The organism is Azospirillum brasilense, assembly GCF_003349955.1.
GTDB lineage: Bacteria > Pseudomonadota > Alphaproteobacteria > Azospirillales > Azospirillaceae > Azospirillum > Azospirillum brasilense_B.
In genome coordinates, this window is record NZ_QLKQ01000024.1 from 21,864 (window position 1) to 46,344 (window position 24,481).

The window sequence follows — 24,481 nt, forward strand, 5'->3', positions numbered from 1 at the left end:
GCCCCCTCCCTAACCCTCCCCCGCTTCGCAGGGGAGGGGATCTGGTTCTCCCTCCCCTGCGTGAGCGGGGGAGGGTCGGGGTGGGGGCACCCACTGCCCATCCCCCATCTCCCACCACAGAAGGATGCGCCATGACATCCGCCAAGTCCGCGTCCACCGCCTGCGCCGTGGTCGCCCTGCTGACCGCCGTGGCGACGCCGCTGGCCGGGTCGCCCGCCGTGCCGACCGCCGGCCTCGTGCTCTCGGCCGCGTTGGCCGCCGCCGCGGCGGCGCTGGCCCACCGCCAGGGCGCCGGACTCCGCCGGCTCGGCGAGCGGGCCGCCGCGCTGGCCGGCGATGTGGCGGTCGGCGGCAACGACCCGCAGCGCGACCTCGCCGCCGCCCTCGACCGCATCGCCGCCGCCGCCGAGGCCCGCGCCGCCCGCGAGGCGCAGCGCGAGGCCGAGCGCACGGCGACCGAGGAGCGCGCCGCCCGGCTGGAGGCGCTGACCCGCGACTTCGAAGGCAAGGTCGGCCGGCTGGTGCAGACCGTCTCCTCGGCGGCCGGCGAGATGACCGACACCGCCACCGCGATGAGCGGCACCGCCGAGCGCAGCAACCGGCTGTCGGCGGCGATGTCGCAGTCCTCGGCCCAGGCGTCGATGAACGTGCAGACCGTGGCGACGGCGACCGAGGAGCTGTCGGCCTCGATCCAGGAGATCGGCCGGCAGGTCGCCTCCTCGGCGGCCATCGCCGGCAAGGCGGTCGCCGACACCCGCCGCACCGACGCGGTGGTGCAGAGCCTCGCCGACAGCGCCGCGCGGATCGGGCAGGTGGTCGGGCTGATCCACGGCATCGCCGGGCAGACCAACCTGCTGGCGCTGAACGCGACCATCGAGGCCGCAAGGGCGGGGGAGGCCGGCAAGGGCTTCGCCGTCGTCGCCAGCGAGGTCAAGACGCTGGCCAACCAGACCGCAAGGGCGACCGAGGACATTTCCACCCAGGTCGGCGCCATCCAGTCGGCGACGGGCGAGGCGGTCGAGGCCATCCGCGCCATCGCCGGCACCATCGCCGAGATCAACGAGATCGCCTCGGCCATCGCCGCCGCCGTCGAGCAGCAGGGGGCGGCCACCCGCGAGATCGCCCGCAACGTGCAGGAGGCGGCGCGCGGCACCGAGAGCGTGGCCTCCAACATCGTCGGCGTGTCGGACGCCGCGTCCGACACCGGCATGGCGGCCGGGCAGGTGCTTGGCGCCGCGTCCCAGGTCGCCGGCCACGCCGACGAGCTGAGCCGCGAGGTCAACAACTTCCTGGCGGAGGTCAGCCTGCAATCGGCGTTGCGCCGCCGCGCCTCGGTGGCCGGGCGCCTGATGGCGGCAGGCACGGCGCGGCGCGCCCAGGGCTTGGCGCCGGGAGCGCCTGCCACCGCGGCGGTGAACAAGAGCGGCATCGCCGTCACGGACGAGACGGTGACGGTCGGCATCCTCCATTCCGCCACCGGCACCATGGCGCTGAGCGAGGGCGGGTCGATCCAGGCGGAGATGCTGGCGATCCAGCAGATCAACGAGTCCGGCGGCGTGCTGGGCCGCCGCATCGAGATCGCTCAGGAGGACGGCGCCAGCGACTGGCCGACCTTCGCGGCCCGCGCCGACAAACTGCTGGGGCGGGACAAGGTGGCGGCGATCTTCGGCTGCTGGACCTCGGCCTCGCGCAAGGAGGTGCTGCCGGTGCTGGAGAAGCGCGACGGCCTGCTCTACTACCCGACCTTCTACGAGGGGCTGGAGCAGTCCCGCCACGTCATCTACACCGGGCAGGAGGCGACCCAGCAGATCCTCGCCGGGCTGGACTGGGTGATGCGCGAGAAGGGGGCGAAGAGCTTCTTCCTCGTCGGGTCGGACTACATCTGGCCGCGCGCGTCGAACGCCATCGCGCGGCGCCACATCGAGGCCAAGGGCTGCCGCGTCGTCGGCGAGGACTATGCCGAACTCGGCGACACCCGCTTCGAGGGCATCGTCGCGCGGATCAAGGCGGCCAAGCCCGACGTGATCTACGCCATCGTCGTCGGCGGCTCGAACGTCGCCTTCTACAAGCAGCTCAAGGCCGCCGGGATCGAGCTGGACCGCCAGATCCTGATGACCAACAGCGTCACCGAGGACGAGATGATGGGCATCGGCGGCGACTACATCGCCGGGGCCTTCACCTGCGCCAAGTATTTCCAAAGCCTGGAGCTGCCGGCCAACCGCGCCTTCGTCGCCGCCTTCAAGGCGATGTGGGGGGCGGACAGCGTCATCGGCGACGTCACCCACAACGCCTATCTCGGCCCCTGGCTGTGGAAGCTGGCGGTCGAGAAGGCCGGCAGCTTCGACGTGGCGCGCGTCATCGCCGCCTCCCCCGGCATCGAGTTCGCCGGGGCGCCGGCCGGGCCGCTGCGCGTCCACGAGAACCATCACCTGTGGACCCGCACCCGCATCGGCCGCGCCCGGCGCGACGGCCAGTTCGACGTGGTCTTCGAGACCCGCGACCTGATCGAGCCCAACCCCTTCCCGGACGGCTTCCGGGAACTGGCGGCCTGAGGCCCAACCACCCCTTCGCCACCCATCAGTCCACCAATAAGGAAGAGCAAACCATGGCTGACACCCTGATCAAGGCCGACCTGTCGCAGTCTCCCTATGAGAACGACATGATCCACAACCGCTGGCATCCGGACATCCCGATGGCGGTGACGGTGAAGCCGGGCGACGACTTCATCCTGGAATGCTACGACTGGACCGGTGGTCAGATCAAAAACGACGACGATGCCGCCGACGTGCGCGACGTCGATCTCAGCCAGGTGCATTTCCTGTCCGGCCCGGTCGGGGTCGAGGGGGCGGAGCCGGGCGACCTGCTGGTCGTCGACCTGCTGGACATCGGCGCCTTCCCGCAGCAGCAATGGGGTTTCAACGGCTTCTTCTCCAAGCAGAACGGCGGGGGCTTCCTGACCGAGCATTTCCCGCTGGCCCAGAAGTCGATCTGGGACTTCGAGGGCATGTTCACCAAGTCGCGCCACATCCCCGGCGTGCGCTTCGCCGGGCTGATCCATCCCGGCCTGATCGGCTGCCTGCCGTCGCACGACCTGCTGGCCAAGTGGAACAAGCGCGAGCAGGCGCTGATCGACACCAACCCGACCCGCGTCCCCGGCCTCGCCAACCCGCCCTACGCGCCGACCGCGCACATGGGCCGGCTGAAGGGCGAGGCCCGCGACAAGGCGGCGGCGGAGGGCGCGCGCACCGTGCCGCCGCGCGAGCATGGCGGCAATTGCGACATCAAGGACCTGTCGCGCGGCTCGCGCATCTACTTCCCGGTCTATGTGAAGGGCGCCGGCCTGTCGATGGGCGACCTGCATTTCAGCCAGGGCGACGGCGAGATCACCTTCTGCGGCGCCATCGAGATGGCTGGCTGGGCGCATCTCAAGGTCAACCTGATCAAGGACGGCATGGCGAAGTACGGCATCAAAAACCCGATCTTCAAGCCGAGCCCGATCGTCCCGACCTACAACGACTATCTGATCTTCGAGGGCATTTCGGTCGACGAGGCGGGCGAGCAGCATTACCTGGACGTCCATGTCGCCTACCGCCAAGCCTGCCTCAACGCCATCGAGTATCTGAAGAAGTTCGGCTATTCCGGCGCCCAGGCCTACTCGATCCTCGGCACCGCGCCGGTGCAGGGGCACATCAGCGGCGTGGTCGACGTGCCGAACGCCTGCGCCACCCTGTTCCTGCCGACGCAGATCTTCGACTTCGACATCACCCCGAACGCCGACGGCCCGACCAAGTTCATCAAGGGCGACGTCGACATGCCGATCGCCCAGGACCGCGTGTAAAGAGAGAGAAGGGAGGCCGCGCCATGCCGATGTACGATTACGAGTGCCCGACCTGCGGCGATTTCACGGGAATGCGGCCGATGGCGGAAAGCGGCCTGCCGCAGCCCTGTCCCGATTGCGGAACACCGTCGCAACGGGTGATCCGCATGGCGCCGGCCTTCTCCGGGCTGTCGGCCACCGTCCGGACGGCGCACGCCACCAACGAGCGCAGCGCCGACCGGCCCAAGCTGCTGTCGGAGGTCGGTCCGGCGCACAAGCACGGGCCGGGCTGCGGTTGCGGCGGTGGCGGCGGCAAGAAGGGACGCTCGGTGCTCCGCACCCCCGACGGGGCGAAGGGCTTCCCGACGGCAAGGCCGTGGATGATCAGCCACTGACGCGTTGACAGCGACCATCACCGAACGGCCCGCCTCCCCCCGAGGCGGGCCGTTTGCTTTTCCCGTCCCCGCGACATCCGACACGGGTCCCGGCGCCGATCGTCCGTTTCCCCAACATCGCTGTTGACCGAAGCTGTATTATCCATCATACAGGTTCCTGTCTTATGGAGAGACGGACACCGGTTTCCAGCGAGAAGGAGGCGGGGCACAGTGAAGTCGTCGGTTGAACCGCTGAAGGCGCGCCGGATCTATCTGCTGCTGCGCGACCGCATCGTCGCCGGCGACCTGCCGCCGGGCGGGCGTCTGCCGGGGGAGCCGGCGCTGGCCGCCGAACACGCGGTGTCGCGGGTGACCGTGCGCCGGGCGCTCGACCTGCTGGAGAAGGAGGGGCTGGTCCAGCGCAAGCCCGGCTCCGGCACCTTCGTCCATGACAGCCGCGCGGTCCGTCCCATCGTCGCCGACCTCTCCAACGTGCTGTCGCACCTGATCGACATGGGGCGCAGCACCGACGTGAAGCTGCTTTCCTTCGGCTACGTCGCGCCGCCGGAGGCCATCGCCGAGAGCCTGGGGCTGAAGCCGGGGGAGCGGGTCCAGCGGTCGGTCCGCGTCCGGCTGATCGACGGGGAGCCCTTCTCCTACCTGACCACCCATGTGCCGGAATGGCTCGGCCTGACCTATTCGGAGGCGGAGCTGGCGGCGCGCCCGCTGCTGGAGCTGATCGAGCGGTCGGGCGTGAAGACCGAGCGGGCGACCCAGGCGATCAACGCCACGCTGGCCGGGCCGGAGCCGGCGGCGGCGCTCGATCTGGAGATCGGCTCGCCGCTGCTGACGCTGACCCGCATCGTGCACGACCCGTCCGGCCGCGGGGTGGAGCATCTGCACGCGCTGTACCGGCCCGACCGCTACAGCTTCCACATGGATCTGGTGCGCATCGGCGACGACGGGGAGCGGCGCTGGAGCCCGGCCCTGGGCCGGCCGCGCGCGTCCGAGACCGCCAAGACCGACAAGAACAAAGCGGGCGAAAAGCCCACCCGCGGCTCGCGGGCCATCAAGCAGAGGAGTTGAGCGTTATGGGACGTTCGGTTCAGGACTCCGCACTCTCCGGCGTTTCCCGCCGCACGGTGCTCAAGGCGGGCGCCGCGGCGGCGGCCTTCGCGACGGTGGGCGCCCCGTCGATTCTGCGGGCGCAGACCCCGGCCGTGAAGATCGGCATCCTCCAGCCGGTGACCGGCGCGCTCGCCCATGACGGCGACCTCGGCCGGCTCGGCGCCGAGATGGCGATCAACGAGATCAACGCCGCGGGCGGCCTCAAGGCGCTGGGCGGCGCCAAGATCGAGATGGTCTTCGGCGACGCCCGCTCCACCCCGGAGGCCGGCACGCAGGAGGTGGAGCGCATGCAGGCCGAGGGCGTGTGCGCCATCGTCGGCGGCTTCGCCAGCCCGATCTGCCTCGCCGCCTCGCAGGCGGCGGCGCGCTACGATCTGCCCTATCTGGTCGATGTCGGCGTGTCGGACCAGATCATGGCGCGCGGCCTGACCAACACCTTCCGCTTCAGCCCCGGCTTCGGCAAGGTCACCCAGGTCGCCCTCGACAACCTGACCAAGATCAACGAGCTGGCCGGCAAGCCGGCCAAGACCGTCGTGCTGGTCCATGAGGACGGGCTGTTCGGATCGGGCCTCGCCAAGCTGCTGCAGGCCGAGCTGCCCAAGCGCGGCTTCGAGATCCTGGAGACCATCGCCCACCCGACCCCGGCGCGCGACATGTCCAACGTGGCGCTGCGCATCCGCTCGCTGAACCCGGACCTCGTCATCCCGTCCAACTACTACGGCGAGTTCGTTCTGCTCGCCCGCACCATGCAGCAGCAGCGCATCAAGCCGAAGGGCGTCTACGCGGTGCTGGGCGGGGCGGCGTCGAACGGGCGCTTCGTCAAGGAATTCCCGCAGGCGGCCCAGAACGTCATCGACTGCAACCACTGGCACGATCCGAAGAATCCACAGGCACAGGCGCTGCGCAAGGCGGTGGAGGCGCAGGGCAAGTCCTTCGCCTACAACGTCCCGCTGAACTATTCGAACGTTCTGCTGCTCGCCGACGCCATCGAGCGTGCCGGCTCCGCCGACCGCAAGAAGATCATCGAGGCGCTGAACGGCTCCACCTTCGAGGGCCACATCATGCCCTACGGCCCGACGAAGTTCGTCAACGGCCAGAACGAGGGCGCCACGCCGATCAACACGCAGATCCAGGGCGAGGACATCAAGGTGATCTTCCCCGAGTACTTCGCGGAGGCGAAGGCCAACTTCCCGGCGACGTAACCCGTCCCGCCGCCTTCGCGCCTCCCGCATTTCCCCCGACCGTCCCGTGGCGCCGCGCAGCGGCCGCGCGGACGGGCGGGGGAACCGTCTCCCTCATGCGCGGGCTGCCATGTATTCACCTCAGATCATCCTGGAAGCGGCGCTGAACGGGCTGATGACCGGCGCGGTCTACGCGCTGATCGCCCTCGGCCTGACGCTGATCTACGGCGTGCTCCACATCATCAACTTCGCCCATGGCGCTCTGCTGACCTGCGCGATGTTCGCGGTCTGGGTGGCCTGGGCCTGGCTCGGCCTCGACCCCTATCTGGTGATCGTGCCGCTGGTGCCGCTGATGTTCGTGCTGGGCTACGGGCTTCAGCGCTTCGTCATCGGGCCGGCCAGCCACGGCGACGACGGCAACATCCTCCTGGTCACGCTCGGCCTGTCGATCGTGCTGGAGAACGTGCTTCTGGCGGTCTTCCAGTCGGACACCCGCACGCTCGACACCGATTACTCGTTCCAGGTGGTCGCGCTGGGGCCGCTGCTGCTGTCCTACCCGCGGGTCATTGGACTGGGGGTCGCGGTGGTGGTGACCGGGCTGCTCTGGCTGGTGCTGAACCGCACCGACACCGGCAAGGCGATCCGCGCCGTCGCCAAGGAGAAGCTGGGCGCCAATCTGGTCGGCATCGACGTGCCGCACGTCTACGCCGTGACCTTCGGGCTGGGCTGCGCCTGCCTCGCCGTGGCCGCCGCGCTGCTGATGCCGACCTTCTACGTCAACCCGCGCATCGGCGGCGCCTTCGTGCTGGTCGCCTTCACGGTGGTGGTGCTGGGCGGCATGGGCTCGCTGCCCGGCGCGCTGCTCGGCGGCCTGTTCATCGGCGTGGTGGAGAGCCTGTGCGGCCTGCTGCTGGGCGACAGCCTGGGGCAGATCGGCATCTTCCTGATCTTCATCGCCGTGCTGCTGGTGCGGCCGACCGGCCTGTTCGGAGCCAAGGCATGACCGCGCGCGACCTGATCCCGATCGCCGTCCTGGCCGTTCTCGCCGCGCTGCTGCCGCTGGTGGTCACGTCGAGCCCGGTGATGAACTTCCTCGTCTTCACGCTGATCGTGGCGCTGGGGGCGCAGGGCTGGAACATCCTGGGCGGCTTCGGCGGCCAGTTCAGCTTCGGCCACGCCGCCTTCTTCGGCACCGGCGCCTATGTGACGGCGATCCTGCAACTGCGCTACGGCGTCAACGCCTGGGCCGGGCTGCTGCTGGCGATGGCGGCGGGGGCGGCGGTCGCCTGGACCATCGGCTTCCTCAGCTTCCGCTCCGGCCTGCGCGGCTCCTACTTCGCGCTGGTGACGCTGGCCTTCGCCGAGGTGTTCCGCATCCTCGCCAACGCGACGGCCTTCACCGGCGGCGCCGCCGGCCTGCTGATCAAGCTGGACGTCCACCCCGCCAACCTGCAATTCGCCGACCGCGCCGTCTTCTACTGGCTGGTCCTGGCCTTCGTCACCGGAGTGCTGCTGCTGACGCGGTGGATCCAGCGCTCGCGCTTCGGGGCGCAGCTCGTCGCGGTGCGCGAGAACGAGGACGCGGCCAAGGCGCTCGGCGTCGACTCCCTGAAGGTGAAGCTGCGCGCCATCGCCCTGTCGGGCGCGGTGACGGCGCTGTCCGGCTGCCTCTACGCCCAGTATTTCCTCTACATCGACGCCCACATCGCCTATGGCAGCTGGATTTCGGTGGAGCTTCTGCTCGCCCCGATCATCGGCGGCGTCGGCACCGTTTTCGGGCCGGTGGTGGGGGCGCTGACCCTGCACGGGCTGGGCGAACTCGCCAAGCAGTTCGCCGGCCGCATCCCCGGCATCGACCTGATCGTCTTCGGCGGCGTGCTGGTGCTGGCCGTCGCCTTCGCCCGCGGCGGCATCCTGGGCCTGCTGGAGCGGCTGCGCGACCGCGGCCGCGGGATGATGACGCGCGGCGCCAAGGAGGTGTCCCATGCTGGCCGTTGAGTCCGTCTCCAAGCGCTTCGGCGGCCTGATGGCGGTGGACAACGCGTCGCTCGCGCTGGAGCCCGGCGGCATCATCGGCCTGATCGGGCCGAACGGCGCCGGCAAGACGACGCTGTTCTCGATGATCTCCGGCTTCGTGGCACCGAGTGACGGACGGATCCTGTTCGAGGGCACCGACATCACCGGCGAGGAGCCGCACCGCCGCGCCGAGCGCGGCATCGGCCGCACCTTCCAGATCGTCCAGCCCTTCGCCGGGCTGACGGTGTGCGAGAACATCGCGGTCGGCGCCTATCTGCGCCATGCCAGGCGCGCCGACGCCATCGCCCGGGCGCGCGACGTCGCCCGCCGGGTCGGGCTGGCGGCCGAGCTGGACCGGCCGGCCGGCGGGCTGACGGTGGCCGGGCGCAAGCGGCTGGAGCTGGCCCGCGCGCTGGCCACCGAGCCGAAGCTGCTGCTGCTGGACGAGGTGCTGGCCGGTCTGAACCCGTCGGAGATCCGCGACATCATCCCGGTGATCCGGGGCATCCGCGACGAAGGGGTGACGATCCTGATGATCGAACACGTCATGCAGGCGGTGATGAACCTGTGCGAGCGCGTCTATGTGCTGGCGCAGGGCCGCATGATCGCCGAGGGCAAGCCGGCCGCCGTCTGCGCCGACCCCCGCGTGATCGAGGCCTATCTCGGCCATGGCGCCGCCGCCCGTCTGGCGGCGGAGGGGGCGGCCCATGGCTGAGGCGCTTCTGAGCATCCAGGGGCTGAAGACCGGCTACGGCGCCACCGAGGTTCTGCGCGGCATCGACATGGCCGTGCTGGATCGCGAGATCGTCACGGTCCTCGGCTCCAACGGCGTCGGCAAGACGACGCTGAACAAGGTGCTGTCGGGCGTGCTGCCGCCCTGGGCCGGGGAGGTCCGCTTCGCCGGCAACCGCATCGACGGCCGCTCCGCCGCGCGCATCGTCGAGGAGGGGCTGATCCAGGTGCCGGAAGGACGCAAGATCTTCCCCAACCTGTCGATCCGCGAAAATCTGGAGCTGGGCAGCTACCGGCGCGGCAAGCCGAACCGGGCGCGGAACCTGGAGCGCATCTTCACGACCTTCCCCCGCCTGAAGGAGCGCGAGGGCCAGCTCGCCGGCACGCTGTCGGGCGGCGAGCAGCAGATGCTCGCCATCGGGCGCGGCCTGATGGCCGAACCGCTGCTGCTGATCCTCGACGAACCGTCGCTCGGCCTGTCGCCGCTGGTGGTCGAGGAGATGTTCGGGCTGATCCGCCAGCTGAACGCGGGCGGGCTGGCGATCCTGCTGGTCGAGCAGAACGTCGTCCAGTCGCTGGAGGTCGCCCGCCGGGCCTACATCCTCGAAAACGGCGTCTTCGCGCTGTCGGGACCGTCCGACGAGATCGCGCGCGACCCCGAATTGAAACGCACCTATCTCGGCCTCTAGGGGCCGTCCGCTCGGGAGCGGTGACATGACAAGCCTGTCCTTTGACGTGAAGCCGGCGAGCCAGCTGCTCGCCGCCGCCCGCCCGTCCTGGCTCGACCGTTGGGGCACCTTCGCCGCCGGCCTGACGTTTGCCGACCTGCCGGCGCCGGTGGTGGAGCGGGCGAAGCTGGTGCTGCTCGACTGCGTCGGCGTGATCGCCGCCGGCATGCAGGAGCCGGAATGCCAGGCGCTGGCGGGCCGCATGGCCGAGACCGGCGGTTCCGGTGACGCTCCGGCCATCGGTGCGGGGCGCGGTTTCGCCGCCGGGTCCGCCGCCTTCCTCAACGGGCTGGCCGGAACCATGCTGGAGCTGGACGAGGGCAACCAGTACGCCCGCGGCCATCCGGCGATCCACGTCGTGCCGGCCCTCCTCGCCGCCGGGCCGCGCCTGAAGGCGTCCGGCGCCGACCTGCTGACCGCGCTGGCGCTCGGCTACGAGATCGGGTCGCGCATCGGCATCGCCGCCAAGCTGCTGGTCACCACCCACCCGCACGGCACCTGGGGCACCGCCGGGGCGGCGCTGGGCGTGGCCCACCTGAACCGCGCCGACGCGGCGTTGATGATCGAAACGCTGAACATCGCCTCGACCCTCGGCCTCGCCACCAGCCGGCGGACGATGCTGGAGGGCGGCACGGTGCGCAACGCCTACGCCGGGGTGTCGAACCAGCTCGGCCTGACCGCCTGGGATCTGGCGGCGAGCGGCATCATCGGCGAGACCGACGGGATCGGCAGCGTGTTCGGCGGCGTCATCGCCGGCGACTTCCGGCCGGAGCTGATGGTCGAGGCGCTGGGCGAGCGTTGGGAGATCGCCCGCAACTACTTCAAGCGCCATGCCGCCTGCCGCTACACCCACGGCGCGCTCGACGCGCTGGGCGACATCGTGGCGAAGGCCGGCGGGCGGATCGCCCCGGCGGAGGTCGCGGCCATCGAGGTCGACACCTACGTCTGGGCCGCCCAGCTCGACGGGCCTGAGCCTAAGAACATGCTGGCGGCGAAATTCTCGCTGCCCTTCGCGCTGGCGACCTTCCTCGCCAACGGCGCCGCCACGCCGGAGGCCTTCCGCGACGGCGCCCGCCAGGACGCGGCGACCCGCGCGCTTGCCCGCCGGGTGACCGTGCGCGAGGACCGCGGCCTGACCGCCCGCCTTCCCGGCCTGCGCCCGGCCCGCGTCCGCCTGACCCTGGCCGACGGCCGGCGCTTCGAGGCCGAGGCGCTGACCAACAAGGGCGACACCGAGGACCCCTACAGCCCGGAGGAGGTGCGCGCGAAGTTCGCCGATCTCGCCGGTCCGGTCTGGGGCGCCGCCCACGCCGCCGCCATTGCCGACTGCGTCGCGTCGATCGACCGCGCGGCCGACCTTTCAACCCTGACCCGGCTTCTGTCGGCGCCCGCCGCCGCCGGGGGGAGCGTCTGAGATGACCCGACCCGACCTCACCTTCAAACAGCGGCTTTCCGAGGACCGCGTCGTCCTGGCTCCCGGCGTCTACGACGCCTTCACCGCCTCGCTGGCGGCGGGGGCGGGGTTCGAGGCGCTGTACCTGTCGGGGGCGGCCATCGCCTACACCCGGCTCGGCCGGCCCGACATCGGGTTGGTCTCGGTCAGCGAGGTGGCGGACACCATCGCGCTGGTGCGCGACCGCGTGCCGACGCCGCTGGTGGTGGACGCCGACACCGGCTATGGCAACGCGCTCAACGTACAGCGCACCGTGCGCATGTTCGAACGGGCCGGGGCCACCGCGCTCCAGCTTGAGGACCAGAGCTTTCCCAAGCGCTGCGGCCACCTGACCGACAAGGCGGTGATTCCAGCCGGCGAGATGGCCGGCAAGATCAAGGCGGCGGTCGATGCCCGGACCAGCGAGGGCACGCTGATCATCGCGCGCACCGACGCGGTGGCGGTTGAGGGCGTCCCGGCGGCGCTCGACCGCGCCCGGCTCTACGTCGAGGCCGGCGCCGACGTGCTGTTCGTCGAGGCGCCGAAGAGCCGGGAGCAGCTTTCCGCCATCGCCACCGACCTGGGCGGCATCCGCCCGCTGCTGGCCAACATGGTGGAGGGCGGCCAGACGCCGATCAGCTCCGCCGCCGACCTGGGCGATCTCGGCTACCGGCTGGTGATCTTCCCCGGCGGCATCGTGCGGGCGCTGGCCCGGCAGGCGCAGGACTATTACGCCTCGCTGGCCCAGCACGGCACCACCCAGCCCTTCCGCGACCGCATGTTCGACTTCAACGCGCTGAACGATCTCATCGGCACGCCGGAGATGCTGGCGCTCGGCGAAACCTACAAGGACTTCACCTCCGCCAAGCGGGAGGACGCGGCATGACCATTCAGAAAACGACAATCGACCCCGTCACGCTGGCCGTCCTCAAGGGCCGGCTGGAGCAGATCGCCGACGAGATGGACGCGACGCTCTACCGCTCGGCCTTCAACCCGATCATCGCCGAGGCGCGCGACGCCTGCCACGGCCTCTACCACGCCGAGACCGGCGCCACGCTGGTGCAGGGCACTAACGGCCTGCCGATCTTCGTCGGCGCCATGGCCTTCGCGGTCAAGGCGGTGATCGACAAGGTGGCGCGGGAGGGCGACCTGCACCCCGACGACATCTTCCTGTTCAACGACCCCTACGACGGCGGCACCCACCTGAACGACTTCCGGCTGGTGCGGCCGATCTTCCGTCAGGGCCGGCTGTTCTGCTGGATGGCGTCGGTCGGCCACTGGCTCGACATCGGCGGCAACGTGCCGGGCAATTTCAACGCGCGGGCCACCGACAGCTTCCAGGAGGGCGTGCGTTTCCCGCCGGTGAAGCTGGTCAAGGCCGGGGCGATGAACCATGACCTGCTGGCGATCCTCGCCGCCAACTCCCGCGTGCCGGTGTCCAACTACGGCGACCTGAATGGGCAGCTCAACGCGCTCGACCTCGGCGTGCGCCGCCTGACCGAGCTGCTGGACGAGCATGGCGAGGAGACGGTATCCGCCGCCTTCGACGCCTTCACCGCGCGGGCCGAAGCGCTGATGCGCAGCGCGCTGTCCAAGCTGCCCGACGGCACCTACAGCTTCGAGGATTATCTCGACAACGACGGCATCACCGCCGACCGCCTGCGCATCGCGCTGGACCTGACCATCGCGGGCGACCGCATGGTGCTGGATTTCTCCCGCTCATCCGCACCCTGCGCCGGGCCGCTCAACATCGCCTATTCCACGGCGGTCGCCTGCTGTTACGTCGCGCTGAAGCACGTCTTCACCGACGTGCCGGCCAACGCCGGCTGTCTCAACCCGATCACCTTCGTCATTCCCGAGACGACGCTGCTGGCGGTCAAGCCGCCCAAGCCGGTCGGCGGCTACACCGAGACCATCCTGCGCGTCATCGGCGTGGTGTTCGGCGCGCTGGCCCTGGCCGACCCGTCCCGCGCCACCGCCGCCCCCTTCGGCACCATCAACGCGCTGTCGCTGGCCGGCCACCGTCCGGACGGCTCGCGCTGGGTGATGTTCTCCTTCTTCGGCGGCGGCCTGGGCGGCAACCCGGAGAGCGACGGGCTGAACCACGCCAACAACCCGATCTCCACCGCCACCATCCCGCCGGTGGAAATCCTCGAAGCCGCCTATCCGGTGATGTTCACCCAATGGGCGCTGCGCCCGGATTCCGCCGGGGCCGGCCTGCACCGCGGCGGGCTGGGCGCCGTCTACGAGATCGAGGCGCTGACCGCCGCCGACGTCTTCCTGCTCGGCGAGCGCGGCGTTTTCGCGCCCTTCGGGGTGGCCGGCGGCACGCCCGCCGCGCTGAACCGCTTCGTCTGGCAGAGCGACGAGGGCGAGACATCGCCGCCGCTCGCCTCCAAGGTCACCGACGTGAAGATCCGCGACGGCCAGCGCGTGCGGCTGGAGACTCCCGGTGGCGGCGGCTGGGGCGATCCGCGCCGCCGCGACGCCGAGGCCGTGGCCCGCGACGTGCGGCTCGGCTATCTCGGCGCCGAGGCCGCGCGCGGCGCCTACGGCGTGGCGCTGACCGACGACGGCGCGCTCGACGTCGCCGCCACCGCGGCGCTCCGCGAATCCCCCGCCGCCTGACGAATCCGGAAGCAAGACCATGAGCAACGGTATCACCAAGGGCGCCATCGTCGGCGTCGACGTCGGCGGCACCTTCACCGACCTGTTCCATTACGACGAGGCGCGCGGCAGCTTCCGCACCGCCAAGGTCCCGTCCAACCGCGGCGACGAGGCGGTCGGCTTCCTCGCCGGGTTGCAGAGCTTCGGCCCGGTCGCCGATCTCGGCTCCATCGTCCACGGCACCACGGTCGGCACCAACGCGCTCTTGGAGCGCAAGGGCGCCAAGGTCGGGCTGATCACCACCGCCGGCTTCCGCGACGTGCTGGAGATGCGCCGCCGCGACCGCCGCCAGACCTGGGGCCTGTGGGGCGACTTCGTCCCGGTCGTCGACCGCGATCTGCGGCTGGAGGTGGCGGAGCGCACGCTGGCCGACGGCACCGTCCGCGCCGCCGTCGATCCCGACGAGGTGCGCGCTTGCGCCCGCCGGCTGGCCGCGATGGGGGCGGAGGCGCTGGCCATCGTCTTCATCAACGCCTACGCCAACCCGGCGAACGAGTTCGTGGCGCTGGAGGCGGCGCGCGACGTCTGGCCCAACGCCAATATTGAGTGCTCGTCGCGCATCCTGCCGGAGATCCGCGAGTTCGAGCGGACCTCGACCACGGCGCTGAACGCCTACCTCCAGCCGGTGGTCGGCAGCTACCTCGCCAAGCTCGACAACGCGCTGGCGGGGGAGGGGTTCGGCGGACGCTTCCACATCGTGCAGTCGAACGGCGGCGTCATGTCCACCGACACCGCGCGGCGCCTGCCGGTGCGCACCGCCCTGTCGGGGCCGGCGGCCGGAGTCATCGCCGCGGCGGCGATCGCCAAGGCGGCGGGCTTCCCCAACGTCATCACCGGCGACCTCGGCGGCACCAGCTTCGACGTGTCGCTGGTGGTCGAGGGGCAGACCATGCTGGCCGCCCAGACCACCATCGACTTCGGTCTGGTCGTCCGCACGCCGATGATCGAGATCACCACCATCGGCGCCGGCGGCGGCTCCATCGCCGGGGTCGATCCCGGCGGCATGCTCCAGGTCGGGCCGGAGAGCGCCGGCTCGCGGCCGGGGCCGGTCTGCTACGGCCAGGGCAACAGCCGCCCGACGCTGACCGACGCCAACGTGCTGCTCGGCCGCATCAACGCGGAGCGTCCGATCGGCGGCAAGCTCGCCCGGCTGGACGTGGACGCCGCCCGCACCGCCATCGCCACCCACGTCGCCGAGCCGCTGGGCCTCGACGTCATGGCGGCGGCGGAGGCGGTGGTGCGCATCGCCAACAGCAAGATGGCCGGCGCCATCCGCCTCGTCTCCATCGAGCGCGGGCACGACCCGGCCAAGTTCGCCGCCGTGCCCTTCGGCGGCGGCGGCGCGCTGCATGTCGGCGCCCTCATCAAGGAGGTCGGGCTGAAGGCGGCGCTGGTGCCGCGCTTCCCCGGCGTGACCTCCGCGCTCGGCTGCGTCATCGCCGACATCCGGCACGATCAGGTGCAGACGGTGAACCTGCCGCTGGCCGGCATCGACGCCGCGTCGCTCGACCGCCGCATGGTGGAGGAGGCGACCGCCGCCCGCGCCGTGGTGGAGTCCGCCGGCCTCAGCGTCGAGCGCATCGACCTCGTCTTCGAACTCGACATGCATTACATCGGCCAGACCCACACGGTCGCCGTGCCGCTGCCGGTGTCGGTGGCGAACGGCACGACAGGCGTCGATGAGACGACCATCCGCGCCGCCTTCGAGCGCGCCTATCAGGCGTCCTTCAGCCGGCTGCTGCCGGGGGTCGGCGCCAAGATCGTCAACCTGCGCACCGCCGCCATCGGCCGCCGTCCGCATTTCGACCTCGCCGCCCTGGCCCCGGCCGCCGGAACGACGGTGGAGGGCGCCCATGCCGGGTCGCGGCCCGTCTGGTTCGACGGGGCGTGGCACGAGACGGCGGTCTACAATCGGCTCGACCTGCCGGTCGGCGCGCGCATCCAGGGTCCGGCGATCCTGGAGCAGCCGGACGCCACCACCGTCATCGACCCCGACCTGAGCGCCCGCGTCGACGGCTATGGCAACGTCATCGTGGAAAGGAGCGCCCGATGAGCGGCACGGCCATTCCGATGGAGCGCACCGCGCTTCTGGTCTGCGACCTGCAGAACGACTTTCTCCACCCGGAGGGGGCCTATGGCCGCGCCGGCCAGACGGCGCCGGAGATTCTGGCGCTTCCGGAACGGGTGAAGCCGCTGGCCGACCTTCTGCGGTCGCGCGGCGGCTGGGTGATCTCGACCAACTTCACCCTCGTGCCGGGCCGTGGCGGCGAGCCGATGATCTCCCCGCACCTGAAAGCTCTGCGCCCCTTCCTGGCGAAGGGCGACTTCCAGCCGGGCGGCTGGGGGCACCGCACGGTGGACGCGCTCCAGCCCGTCGATGTCGAGGTGGAGAAGATCGCCTATTCCGCCTTCTACATGTCGCGGCTGGAGTGGGTGCTGCGCAAATGCGGGGTGGAGCGGCTGCTGGTCTGCGGCATCGTCACCAACGGCGGCGTCGCCTCCACCGTGCGCGACGCCCATGTCCGCGACTTCGACACCATCCTTCTTGAGGACGGCTGCGCCGCCTTCACGCCGCAGGTCCATGACGTCTCGGTCGACGCCCTGCGCCCGGTCTGCCGCGTGGCGACGGTCGCGACGATGCTGGAGGAGTTGGCCGGGCCATGAGCCTCATCCTGCCCGCCGAGGGCGTGGCGTTCGAATTCACGGTGCCCGTCGTCGTGATCGGCGGCGGGGCGGCCGGGATGATCGCAGCCCTCGCCGCCCATGAACGCGGGGCGGCGGTGCTGGTGTTGGAGCGCGACGCGCTGCCCCAGGGCTCCACCGCCCTGTCGGCCGGCCTGATCCCGGCGCCGGGCACCCGCTGGCAGCGCGCCGCCGGGATCGAGGACAGCCCGGAGCGCTTCGCCGCCGACATCATCGCCAAGGCGAAGGGGGAGCCCGACCCGGAGGACGTCTCCCGCGTCGCCCGCACCGTCGGCCCGGCGCTGGAATGGCTGGCCGACCGCTACGGCCTGCCGTTCTCGGTGATCGACAACTTCACCTATCCCGGCCACAGCGCCCGGCGCATGCACGGGCTGCCCAGCCGGTCGGGGGCGGAACTGATCGACCGGCTGCGCGGCGCCGTCGAGGCCGCCGGCATCGACGTGCTGTGCGAGGCGCAGGTGACCGCGCTCCACGCCGACGGCGCGCGCGTCCGCGGCGTCGAGGTCACCCGCCCCGACGGCAGCGTCGAGCGGGTCGGCTGCGCGGCGCTGATCCTCGCCTGCAACGGCTATGGCGGCAACCGGGCGCTGGTCGAGCGCCATGTCCCGGAACTGGCCGACGCGCTCTATTTCGGCCATCCCGGCAACCAGGGCGACGCTCTGCTCTGGGGCGAGGCGCTGGGGGCGGCGACGCGGCATCTGTCGGGGCACCAGGGCCATGGCTCGGTCGCCCATCCCGCCGGCATCCTGGTCACCTGGGCGACGGTCACCGAGGGCGGTGTGCAGGTGAACACCGAGGGCAGGCGCTTCTCCAACGAGGCGCAGGGCTATTCGGAGCAGGCCGCCGTCGTGCTGCGCCAGCCCGACGGCATCGCCTGGACCGTCTTCGACGAGCGCATCGCCACCGTTGCCCGCCAGTTCGAGGATTTCCGGCAGGCCGAGGCGATGGGCGCGGTGCTCGGCGCCGACGATCCGGCGGACCTCGCCCGCCAGATGAAGGTCGACGCGGCGGCGCTGGCCGCGACGCTGGACGAGGTCGAGCGGTTGAAGGCGGCGGGGGAGGCCGACGGCTTCGGCCGGAACTTTGCCGGCGCCGCGCCGCTGGTCGCCCCCTACCGCGCCGTCCGCGTCACCGGCGCCCTGTTCCACACCCAGGGCGGGCTGGTCGTCGACGACGACGCCCGCGTGTTGGCCAAGACGCCGGACGGGCAGGGCGGTCCGCTGCCCAACCTCTACGCCGCCGGCGGGGCCGCCTGCGGCGTGTCGGGAGCGAAGGCGTCCGGCTATCTGTCCGGCAACGGGCTGCTGACCGCGGTGGCGCTGGGGCGCATCGCCGGGGCGGCCGCCGCGGACGCCGTGAAGAAGGAAGGCAACCCATGACGCAGTCCCCCCGCAGCCTGTTCGACAAGGTCTGGGACGCCCATCTGGTGGCGACCCGGCCGGACGGGCAGGCGCTGCTCGCCATCGACCGGCATTTCCTGCACGAGGGCTCGTTCCACGCCTTCGGCATGATCGACCACGCCAAGCGTGCGGTGCGCCGGCCGGAGCTGACCTTCGCCGTCGCCGACCATTACGTGCCCTCGCACAGCCGGGCCAAGCCGATCGCCGATCCGGAAATCGCCAACATGGTGACGATGCTGGAGGCGAACGCCGGCCGCCATGGCCTGCGCCATTTCGGCCTGCACGACCCGGCGCAGGGCATCGTCCATGTGCTGGCTCCGGAACAGGGGCTGACCCTGCCGGGCCTGACCATCGTCTGCGGCGACAGCCACACCTCGACCCATGGCGCCTTCGGGGCGCTGGCCTTCGGCATCGGCGCCACCGAGGTATCCCATGTGCTGGCGACGCAGACGCTTTGGCAGCGCCGGCCCAGAACCATGCGCGTCACCGTCGATGGGGAGCTGGGCGCCCATGTGACGGCCAAGGACCTGATCCTGGCGGTGATCGGCTTCATCGGCGCCGATGGGGCCGCCGGCCATGTCATCGAATACGCCGGCAGCGCCATCCGCGCCCTGTCGATGGAAGGCCGGCTGACCGTCTGCAACATGTCGATCGAGGCGGGGGCGCGGGCCGGCATGATCGCCCCCGACGACACCACCTTCTCATGGATCGAAGGGCGGGTTTATGCCCCCAAGGGGGAGTTGTTCGACCGCGCGGTCGCGCACTGGCGGACCCTGCCGAGCGACCCGGACGCCGCCTTCGACCGCGAGGTGTCGCTCGACGCCGCGGCCATCGCCCCCTCGGTCACCTGGGGCACCAGCCCGGAGACCGCGGTTCCGGTCACCGGCGCGGTTCCCGATCCCCGCGCCGAGAGCGACCCGGTGCGCGCCGGACAGATGCGCAAGATGCTCGATTACATGGGGCTGACCCCCGGCACGCGGCTGGAGGAGGTCTCCATCGACCGCGTCTTCATCGGCTCCTGCACCAACGCCCGGCTGGAGGACCTGCGCGCCGCCGCCGCCGTGCTGCGCGGCCGCCGCGCCGTGGTGCCGGGGCTGGTGGTTCCGGGGTCGGTCCCGGTGCGCCGTCAGGCCGAGGCGGAGGGGCTGGACCGCGTGTTCACCGACGCCGGCCTGGAATGGGGCGAGCCCGGCTGTTCGATGTGCGTCGGCATCAACGGCGACCTCGTCCCGGCGGGGGAGCGTTGCGCCTCCACCACCAACCGCAACTTCCCCGGCCGTCAGGGGCCGAACGCGCGCACGCATCTGATGAGCTCGGCGATGGCCGCCGCCGCCGCCGTGACCGGCAAACTCTCCGATGTCCGGACGCTCGATGTCCGCAAGCTGGGAGCTTCGTAAGGATGGACCCCTTCGTCACGCTGACCGCTCCGGCGGTGCCGCTCGACATCGCCAACATCGACACCGACCAGCTGCTCCCGGCGCGCTTCCTGAAGAAGCCGCGCAGCGCCGGCTACGGCAACTTCCTGCTCCATGATGAGCGCAAGCCGGGCTTTCCGCTGGACGACCCGGCCTATGCGGGTGCCCGCGTGCTGGTGACCGACCGCAATTTCGGCTGCGGGTCGTCGCGGGAGGGGGCGGTCTACGCGCTGGTGGACGGCGGGTTCCGCTGCGTCGTCGCCCCCAGCTTCGGCGACATCTTCGCCGCCAACGCCGCCAAGAACGGCCTGCTGACCATCACCCTGCCGGAGGAGACGGTGGCGGAGCTGCGCCGCCAGTTGCAGGAGACTCCGGGCGCCGCCGTCACCGTGGACCTGCCGGCCCAAACCCTGACCGGCCCGGACGGACGGCCGCTGCCCTTCGCCATCGACCCGTTCAAGAAGGAATGCCTGATCGAGGGGCTCGACGACGTGGCGCTGACCCTGCGCCACCAGGACGCCATCGCCGCCTTCGACCGCAGGGACGCCGAGGCCCGGCCCTGGCTGGTGCCGGAAACCTGACGGCTTGATGCCGGATTACGGTGCCCCGTCGCACACCACCCGGTTGCGGCCGCCGTTCTTGGCGCGGTACAGCGCCTCGTCCGCCCGGGCGAGCACCGCGGCGACGCTGGTCTCGCCCGGCCGCAGCGCGCTGACTCCGATGCTGACGGTGAAGGTGAGGACGGACCCGGCGCCGTTGGCGATGCGCACGTCGGTTCCGGCCAGCGCCCGGCGCAGCCGCTCCGCCAGCAGCGCCGCTCCCTGCGGCGGCGTCTCGGGCAGCAGGATGGCGAACTCCTCGCCGCCCAGCCGGCCCAGGACGTCCGCGCCGCGCACCATGGACCGGCAGACCCGGACCACGCTGCGGATCGCCTCGTCCCCGGTGGCGTGGCCGTAGGTGTCGTTGACCTTCTTGAAGTGGTCGATGTCCAGCATGATCGCCGACAGCGGCTGGCCGTTGCGTTGCGCCCGCGCCACCTCGTCGGCGGCCCGCGCCATGAATCGCCCGCGGTTCAGCGCTCCGGTCAGCGAATCGGTGGTGGCAAGCCGCTCCAACTGGCGCTGCATGTCGACCACGCGGGAGGCGGCGAGCAGGCGGGCGCGCAGCCATGTCAGGTCCAGCGGCTTGCGCAGGAACTCGTCGGCGCCGTTCTCCACGACCTCGAAGAACTGGTTGGTGATGCTGCCGGGAATCATCAGCATGAGATAGAGGTGCCGTTCCCGCTGCGCCGCGCGCAGATGCCAGCAGACCTCCACGCCCTCCATCTCGCCGACGCGAAAATCAACGAGCGCGATGTCGATGGGCTCGTCGCGGCAGCGGGCCAGCGCCGCCTGACCGCTTTCGGCGAAGGCCGTCTGATGGCCGAAGCCTTCAAGCTGCTGGCACAGCACCGTGCGCGCCATGCGCGAATCGTCCACCACCAAAATCCGCATGCGGCCTCCACGACCATGGCTCCAGAGAACCACAAAGCCCTGAAGGAAACATTACAACCGTATGGATTTTCGAATGATGCCAGCGAGCGTAGCCGCCGACTCACTGGGAGGGATTCATGGCAACGATGGTACTGGATAGGCCGACGACCGGGCCGTGATTCCTGGACTATGTCGAGCAGGTCCTGTGCCCGACGCTGCAAGCGGGCGATGTCGTGACGATGGACAACCTACCAGCCGATAAAAGTGCGGCCGGTGCGGGGCTCACCAGAAGACTGCACAGTGTCCCGCCCCTGCACGGAACACTATATCCGGTGATCGCCGAATGGAGATCATTTCAAGGCGTTCCGACATACTTCGCGCTTGCATCCTTGACAATGCTTCCGGACATTACCGAGGATTGTCCTGTCGCAGCTTGGTATACACATGCGCGCGCTGCTTCCCATCCACCGCCCTCTGGCCACCGCCGTGGCCTTCCTCATGCTGGTGGGGTGCAACGTGCCACAAGCCAACGATCCAAACACTGTGGTGGCGCTGCGCTGGGAGCGTCCGAACTCCAGCCAGACCGATTTTCAAGCCGACGTTGCGCGATGCGACTATGAAGTCAGTGCCGTGGTTCCGCCCGCCCAATATCATCCTTTCGCGACCAACGTATGGGTGCTTCTCCAAGATCAGATCAATATCTCCGACGCAGAGTCCCGAATGCGCGCACTGATGGAGAAGTGTCTGCTCGCCCATGGCTGGCAGAAGGTTGCCCTGTTTGCCAACGCACGCACAAGCCACCCTCAAGCCCTCGAATTCAAACCACGCCAACTGCAGTAATCATTTACGGAGGAAATCACTGTGAAGCTGGTGCCCCTTGCCCTGACCGCCGCCTTGGTGCTGGCGGTATCCGCGTGCCAGCAGACCAAGTTCTATGCCGGCGGCGCCACCTTCGATACGAAGGAGGAGGCATTGACCTTCACGCGCAACGTCACATCAGCCACTGTCCAGCAGATCCAACCATTGCCGAGCCCGATCGCCGATACTCTTACGATTGTGGTGCCCACGCGCGAGCATGCGGCGGCCATTTTGAAGGCAGGCAACCCCAACCCTTCCCCAGACTACCTCGACTATCTCTCCGATGCCGCCGTTATCAACTGGTCGCTTCCTGCACAACAGGTGGAGCGTCGGGGCTCCTTCAAACGCGTAATCGTTCAACAAGCCGAGGTGCCTTCGCTTGCCGACATTAAGCCGGGCGGCTACCTGCTCTGGCTTGAGGCGCCAACGCGGGCCCAGTTCTTCTTCCATGTTGCTGAACGCGGCGCAACGAAGACGAGCCAGCTCGAACTGCGCGACCTCTCAGCCAGTTCTCCACGCGACCAAGTGATGAATTTTCTGGAATCTTTGGAGCAGTACGTGCGCACCCACCCACCCCAGAAATCTTGATGCTCGTGACGAGCCGTCTTCTTCGGCAGGATGACACGCCCTCGGTCACACCCACTACGGCGGGCCGCTCGCCGCGACGGCGCTACCCACTATCCTACCCATCATCAGGAGCCGGCTTCCGGCGGTCAAGGGCGATGATTGGCGAAGGAAGTACCGGGCTAAAATCCAGCAAACATGCGGGTTTGGCGGGCTTCAGCGAAGTTCGACGAAGAAGAAATTGGCGGATGGGGTGGGATTCGAACCCACGGTGGGGTTGCCCCCACGCCAGTTTTCAAGACTGGAGCCTTAAACCGCTCGGCCACCCATCCAAACAACGCATTCAAGGACTTAGCCTCGCGCGTTGAGGGGATCACTCATTCTGATCCTCACCCCGATCCCCGTAATTGGTGCCTTATACCGGCTCTCCACGTGCCGGGGAACGGAAGCGGGGCGAACATGCCGTTTCCTGGTTCTCCGGTCAACTCGCTTTTGATCGCTGTTGCGCAGCGACCAACCCGGTTCAAGGGGGGCGTCACATCCGGATCGGACGGCCCAGGTTCGACAGCCGCTTCGTCGGCCTCGGCGGCGTTGGGGAATCGGAAAAATCGGGCAGGCTGGGGGCGCGGCTGATGACCTTGCGGATCATGACGCCGGTCGCCTCAAGATCCTCGATCACCGTGGCCGAGACGCGGCCCGCATAGTGCGGGCGGTCGAGCTTGGTGCGCATCTCCTCGATGATCTTCAATTCCGGCTCGAACAGTTCGCGGGCGCCGATGGGAAGCGCCTGGTCGTCCCGCATGCGCTCGAAATAGTTCCGGGTGGAGCGGGCCAGCAGTCCGGTCAGCAAAAGATCGATCCGTTCGAACTCCGTGCGCAGGTCGGCCAGCTTGGACGTGCCGACGGTGGTCAGGCGCTCTTCCGTCAGGGCGACGAGGGCGCGCACCTCCTCAACCTTCCGGCGGAAGCCGAGGAAGGAGGAGAAGCGATCCTCCTGGATGTCGCGCTGAGCCCGCGCGCCCAGGGCGACGGCCTCGCCGGCCTGCTGCTCGATGGCCGTCAGCAACTCTTCGATCGCTCTGCGGCCGCTGTCCTGTCCCCAGACCATCGTCTTGCCGCCTCTCCCCGCGGATGGACGCTTGCTCGGTTTCCGAGTCGGCTTGAGGATGCGTGAAAAAATTTAAGAAATGTCTGACCCGTCGCGCAGGTCGAGCAGGACGGGCGTGTGGTCGGACGCTTTTTCCGCGCCGCGCGGGCGGCGGTCGATCCGGCATTCCACCAGACGGTCGGCGGCCTGCGGCGACAGCAGGAAGTGGTCGATGCGCAACCCGAGATCGCGCGGCCAGCAGCCCGCCTGATAGTCCCAGAAGGTGTAGGCGTGGTCGTCGTCGTGCAGGGCGCGGTAGGCCTCGGTCAGGCCCAGATTCAGCAAAGCGCGGAACTTCGCCCGCGATTCCGGCTGGAACAGGGCGTCGCCGGCGAAGGCCACCGGGTCGAAGACGTCGCGCGGCTCCGGGATGATGTTGTAGTCGCCACCCAGCACGAAGGGGACCTCCTGCGCCAGCAGGGTCCGGGCGTGGGCGTGAAGCCGGTCCATCCAGCGGAGCTTGTAGGCGAACTTCTCCGTCCCGAGGGGATTGCCGTTGGGCAGATAGAGCGAGGCGATGCGCACGCCGCTCACCGTGGCCTCGACGTAGCGGGCCTGCTCGTCCTCCGGTTCGCCGGGCAGGCGGGTCAGCACGTCCTCGTGCGGCGCCTTGGAGAGGAACGCCACGCCGTTGTAGGACTTCTGCCCCACCGGCGTGACGTGATAGCCCAACTCCTCGAAGGCGGCGCGGGGAAAAGCCGCGGTCTCGCACTTGATTTCCTGGAGCAGCGCGACGTCCGGGGACTCCGCACGCAGCCAGTCGGTGATCAGCGGAAGGCGGGCCTTCGCCGAATTGACGTTCCAGGTGGCGATCTTCACGTCGTGGTCTTCTTGTTCGGCAAAGGCC

The 24,481-nt window shown here is 69.9% G+C and carries 22 protein-coding genes and 1 tRNA gene; 19 read left to right on the forward strand and 4 right to left on the reverse strand.

All coding sequences use genetic code 11. The annotated features are described in order from the left end of the window. Window positions 1-131 precede the first annotated feature (131 nt). The 17 genes from urtA (at window position 132) to leuD (ending at window position 20,174) form a co-directional block, all read left to right on the forward strand. Window positions 132-2,552 carry an urea ABC transporter substrate-binding protein gene (gene urtA / locus DXK32_RS33675; RefSeq protein WP_114858878.1) on the forward strand — a complete coding sequence of 807 codons (2,421 nt, stop codon included), beginning with the start codon at window positions 132-134 and terminating at the stop codon, window positions 2,550-2,552. A 53-nt stretch (window positions 2,553-2,605) separates the two neighbouring features. Further along, the gene (gene fmdA, locus DXK32_RS12920) at window positions 2,606-3,838 is read left to right on the forward strand and encodes a formamidase (protein ID WP_094302374.1); all 1,233 of its coding nucleotides are present in this window, start codon (window positions 2,606-2,608) and stop codon (window positions 3,836-3,838) included. A gap of 23 nt (window positions 3,839-3,861) precedes the next feature. Then, window positions 3,862-4,212 (forward strand): FmdB family zinc ribbon protein, encoded by a 351-nt coding sequence (locus tag DXK32_RS12925; RefSeq protein ID WP_114858879.1) that lies wholly within the window; start codon window positions 3,862-3,864, stop codon window positions 4,210-4,212. Between the two features lie 210 nt (window positions 4,213-4,422). Further along, window positions 4,423-5,277 (forward strand): GntR family transcriptional regulator, encoded by an 855-nt coding sequence (locus DXK32_RS12930; RefSeq protein WP_114858880.1) that lies wholly within the window; start codon window positions 4,423-4,425, stop codon window positions 5,275-5,277. A gap of 5 nt (window positions 5,278-5,282) precedes the next feature. Continuing rightward, complete coding sequence (locus DXK32_RS12935) at window positions 5,283-6,521, forward strand: ABC transporter substrate-binding protein (protein WP_114858881.1); 1,239 nt, start codon at window positions 5,283-5,285, stop codon at window positions 6,519-6,521. Window positions 6,522-6,630: 109 nt separating this feature from the next. Then, window positions 6,631-7,503, forward strand: coding sequence for a branched-chain amino acid ABC transporter permease (locus DXK32_RS12940; protein WP_114858882.1), 873 nt, complete (start codon window positions 6,631-6,633; stop codon window positions 7,501-7,503). Continuing rightward, a complete protein-coding gene (locus DXK32_RS12945) occupies window positions 7,500-8,498 on the forward strand; it encodes a branched-chain amino acid ABC transporter permease (RefSeq protein WP_114858883.1) in 999 nt (332 codons plus the stop codon). Before DXK32_RS12940 ends, DXK32_RS12945 begins: the two co-directional genes overlap by 4 nt. Continuing rightward, entirely contained in the window at window positions 8,485-9,231 is a 747-nt protein-coding gene (locus tag DXK32_RS12950; protein ID WP_114858884.1) for an ABC transporter ATP-binding protein, read from the forward strand. The genes DXK32_RS12945 and DXK32_RS12950 overlap by 14 nt, the downstream gene beginning before the upstream one ends. Then, window positions 9,224-9,937, forward strand: coding sequence for an ABC transporter ATP-binding protein (locus DXK32_RS12955; protein WP_114858885.1), 714 nt, complete (start codon window positions 9,224-9,226; stop codon window positions 9,935-9,937). Before DXK32_RS12950 ends, DXK32_RS12955 begins: the two co-directional genes overlap by 8 nt. A gap of 25 nt (window positions 9,938-9,962) precedes the next feature. Then, window positions 9,963-11,390 carry an MmgE/PrpD family protein gene (locus DXK32_RS12960; protein WP_114858886.1) on the forward strand — a complete coding sequence of 476 codons (1,428 nt, stop codon included), beginning with the start codon at window positions 9,963-9,965 and terminating at the stop codon, window positions 11,388-11,390. A gap of 1 nt (window position 11,391) precedes the next feature. Beyond that, a complete protein-coding gene (locus DXK32_RS12965) occupies window positions 11,392-12,294 on the forward strand; it encodes an isocitrate lyase/PEP mutase family protein (RefSeq protein WP_114858887.1) in 903 nt (300 codons plus the stop codon). Further along, entirely contained in the window at window positions 12,291-14,036 is a 1,746-nt protein-coding gene (locus tag DXK32_RS12970) for a hydantoinase B/oxoprolinase family protein (RefSeq protein ID WP_114858888.1), read from the forward strand. Before DXK32_RS12965 ends, DXK32_RS12970 begins: the two co-directional genes overlap by 4 nt. A gap of 19 nt (window positions 14,037-14,055) precedes the next feature. After that, window positions 14,056-16,128: a hydantoinase/oxoprolinase family protein gene (locus DXK32_RS12975; protein ID WP_114858889.1), complete on the forward strand. Its 2,073-nt coding sequence runs from the start codon at window positions 14,056-14,058 to the stop codon at window positions 16,126-16,128. Further along, window positions 16,125-16,739, forward strand: a complete 615-nt coding sequence (locus DXK32_RS12980) for a cysteine hydrolase family protein (protein ID WP_114858890.1) — start codon at window positions 16,125-16,127, stop codon at window positions 16,737-16,739. The genes DXK32_RS12975 and DXK32_RS12980 overlap by 4 nt, the downstream gene beginning before the upstream one ends. Further along, entirely contained in the window at window positions 16,736-18,157 is a 1,422-nt protein-coding gene (locus DXK32_RS12985; protein ID WP_114858891.1) for an FAD-dependent oxidoreductase, read from the forward strand. The genes DXK32_RS12980 and DXK32_RS12985 overlap by 4 nt, the downstream gene beginning before the upstream one ends. Then, window positions 18,154-19,575, forward strand: a complete 1,422-nt coding sequence (gene leuC, locus DXK32_RS12990; protein ID WP_114858892.1) for a 3-isopropylmalate dehydratase large subunit — start codon at window positions 18,154-18,156, stop codon at window positions 19,573-19,575. The genes DXK32_RS12985 and leuC overlap by 4 nt, the downstream gene beginning before the upstream one ends. A gap of 2 nt (window positions 19,576-19,577) precedes the next feature. Then, the gene (gene leuD, locus DXK32_RS12995; protein WP_114858893.1) at window positions 19,578-20,174 is read left to right on the forward strand and encodes a 3-isopropylmalate dehydratase small subunit; all 597 of its coding nucleotides are present in this window, start codon (window positions 19,578-19,580) and stop codon (window positions 20,172-20,174) included. Window positions 20,175-20,189: 15 nt separating this feature from the next. Here leuD and DXK32_RS13000 read toward each other — a convergent pair whose 3' ends face one another. Continuing rightward, window positions 20,190-21,086: a GGDEF domain-containing response regulator gene (locus DXK32_RS13000; protein ID WP_114858894.1), complete on the reverse strand. Its 897-nt coding sequence runs from the start codon at window positions 21,084-21,086 to the stop codon at window positions 20,190-20,192. Window positions 21,087-21,509: 423 nt separating this feature from the next. Between DXK32_RS13000 and DXK32_RS32135 the strand changes: the two genes are divergently transcribed. After that, window positions 21,510-21,905 (forward strand): hypothetical protein, encoded by a 396-nt coding sequence (locus DXK32_RS32135; RefSeq protein ID WP_162801161.1) that lies wholly within the window; start codon window positions 21,510-21,512, stop codon window positions 21,903-21,905. 21 nt (window positions 21,906-21,926) lie between these two features. Beyond that, a complete protein-coding gene (locus DXK32_RS13010) occupies window positions 21,927-22,511 on the forward strand; it encodes a hypothetical protein (RefSeq protein ID WP_114858896.1) in 585 nt (194 codons plus the stop codon). A gap of 218 nt (window positions 22,512-22,729) precedes the next feature. Here DXK32_RS13010 and DXK32_RS13015 read toward each other — a convergent pair. The 3 genes from DXK32_RS13015 to DXK32_RS13025 form a co-directional block, all read right to left on the reverse strand. Continuing rightward, window positions 22,730-22,819, reverse strand: a tRNA-Ser gene (locus tag DXK32_RS13015). Between the two features lie 203 nt (window positions 22,820-23,022). Continuing rightward, the gene (locus DXK32_RS13020) at window positions 23,023-23,595 is read right to left on the reverse strand and encodes a hypothetical protein (RefSeq protein ID WP_114858897.1); all 573 of its coding nucleotides are present in this window, start codon (window positions 23,593-23,595) and stop codon (window positions 23,023-23,025) included. A 72-nt stretch (window positions 23,596-23,667) separates the two neighbouring features. Continuing rightward, the gene (locus DXK32_RS13025; RefSeq protein ID WP_114858898.1) at window positions 23,668-24,453 is read right to left on the reverse strand and encodes an exodeoxyribonuclease III; all 786 of its coding nucleotides are present in this window, start codon (window positions 24,451-24,453) and stop codon (window positions 23,668-23,670) included. Window positions 24,454-24,481 lie beyond the last annotated feature (28 nt).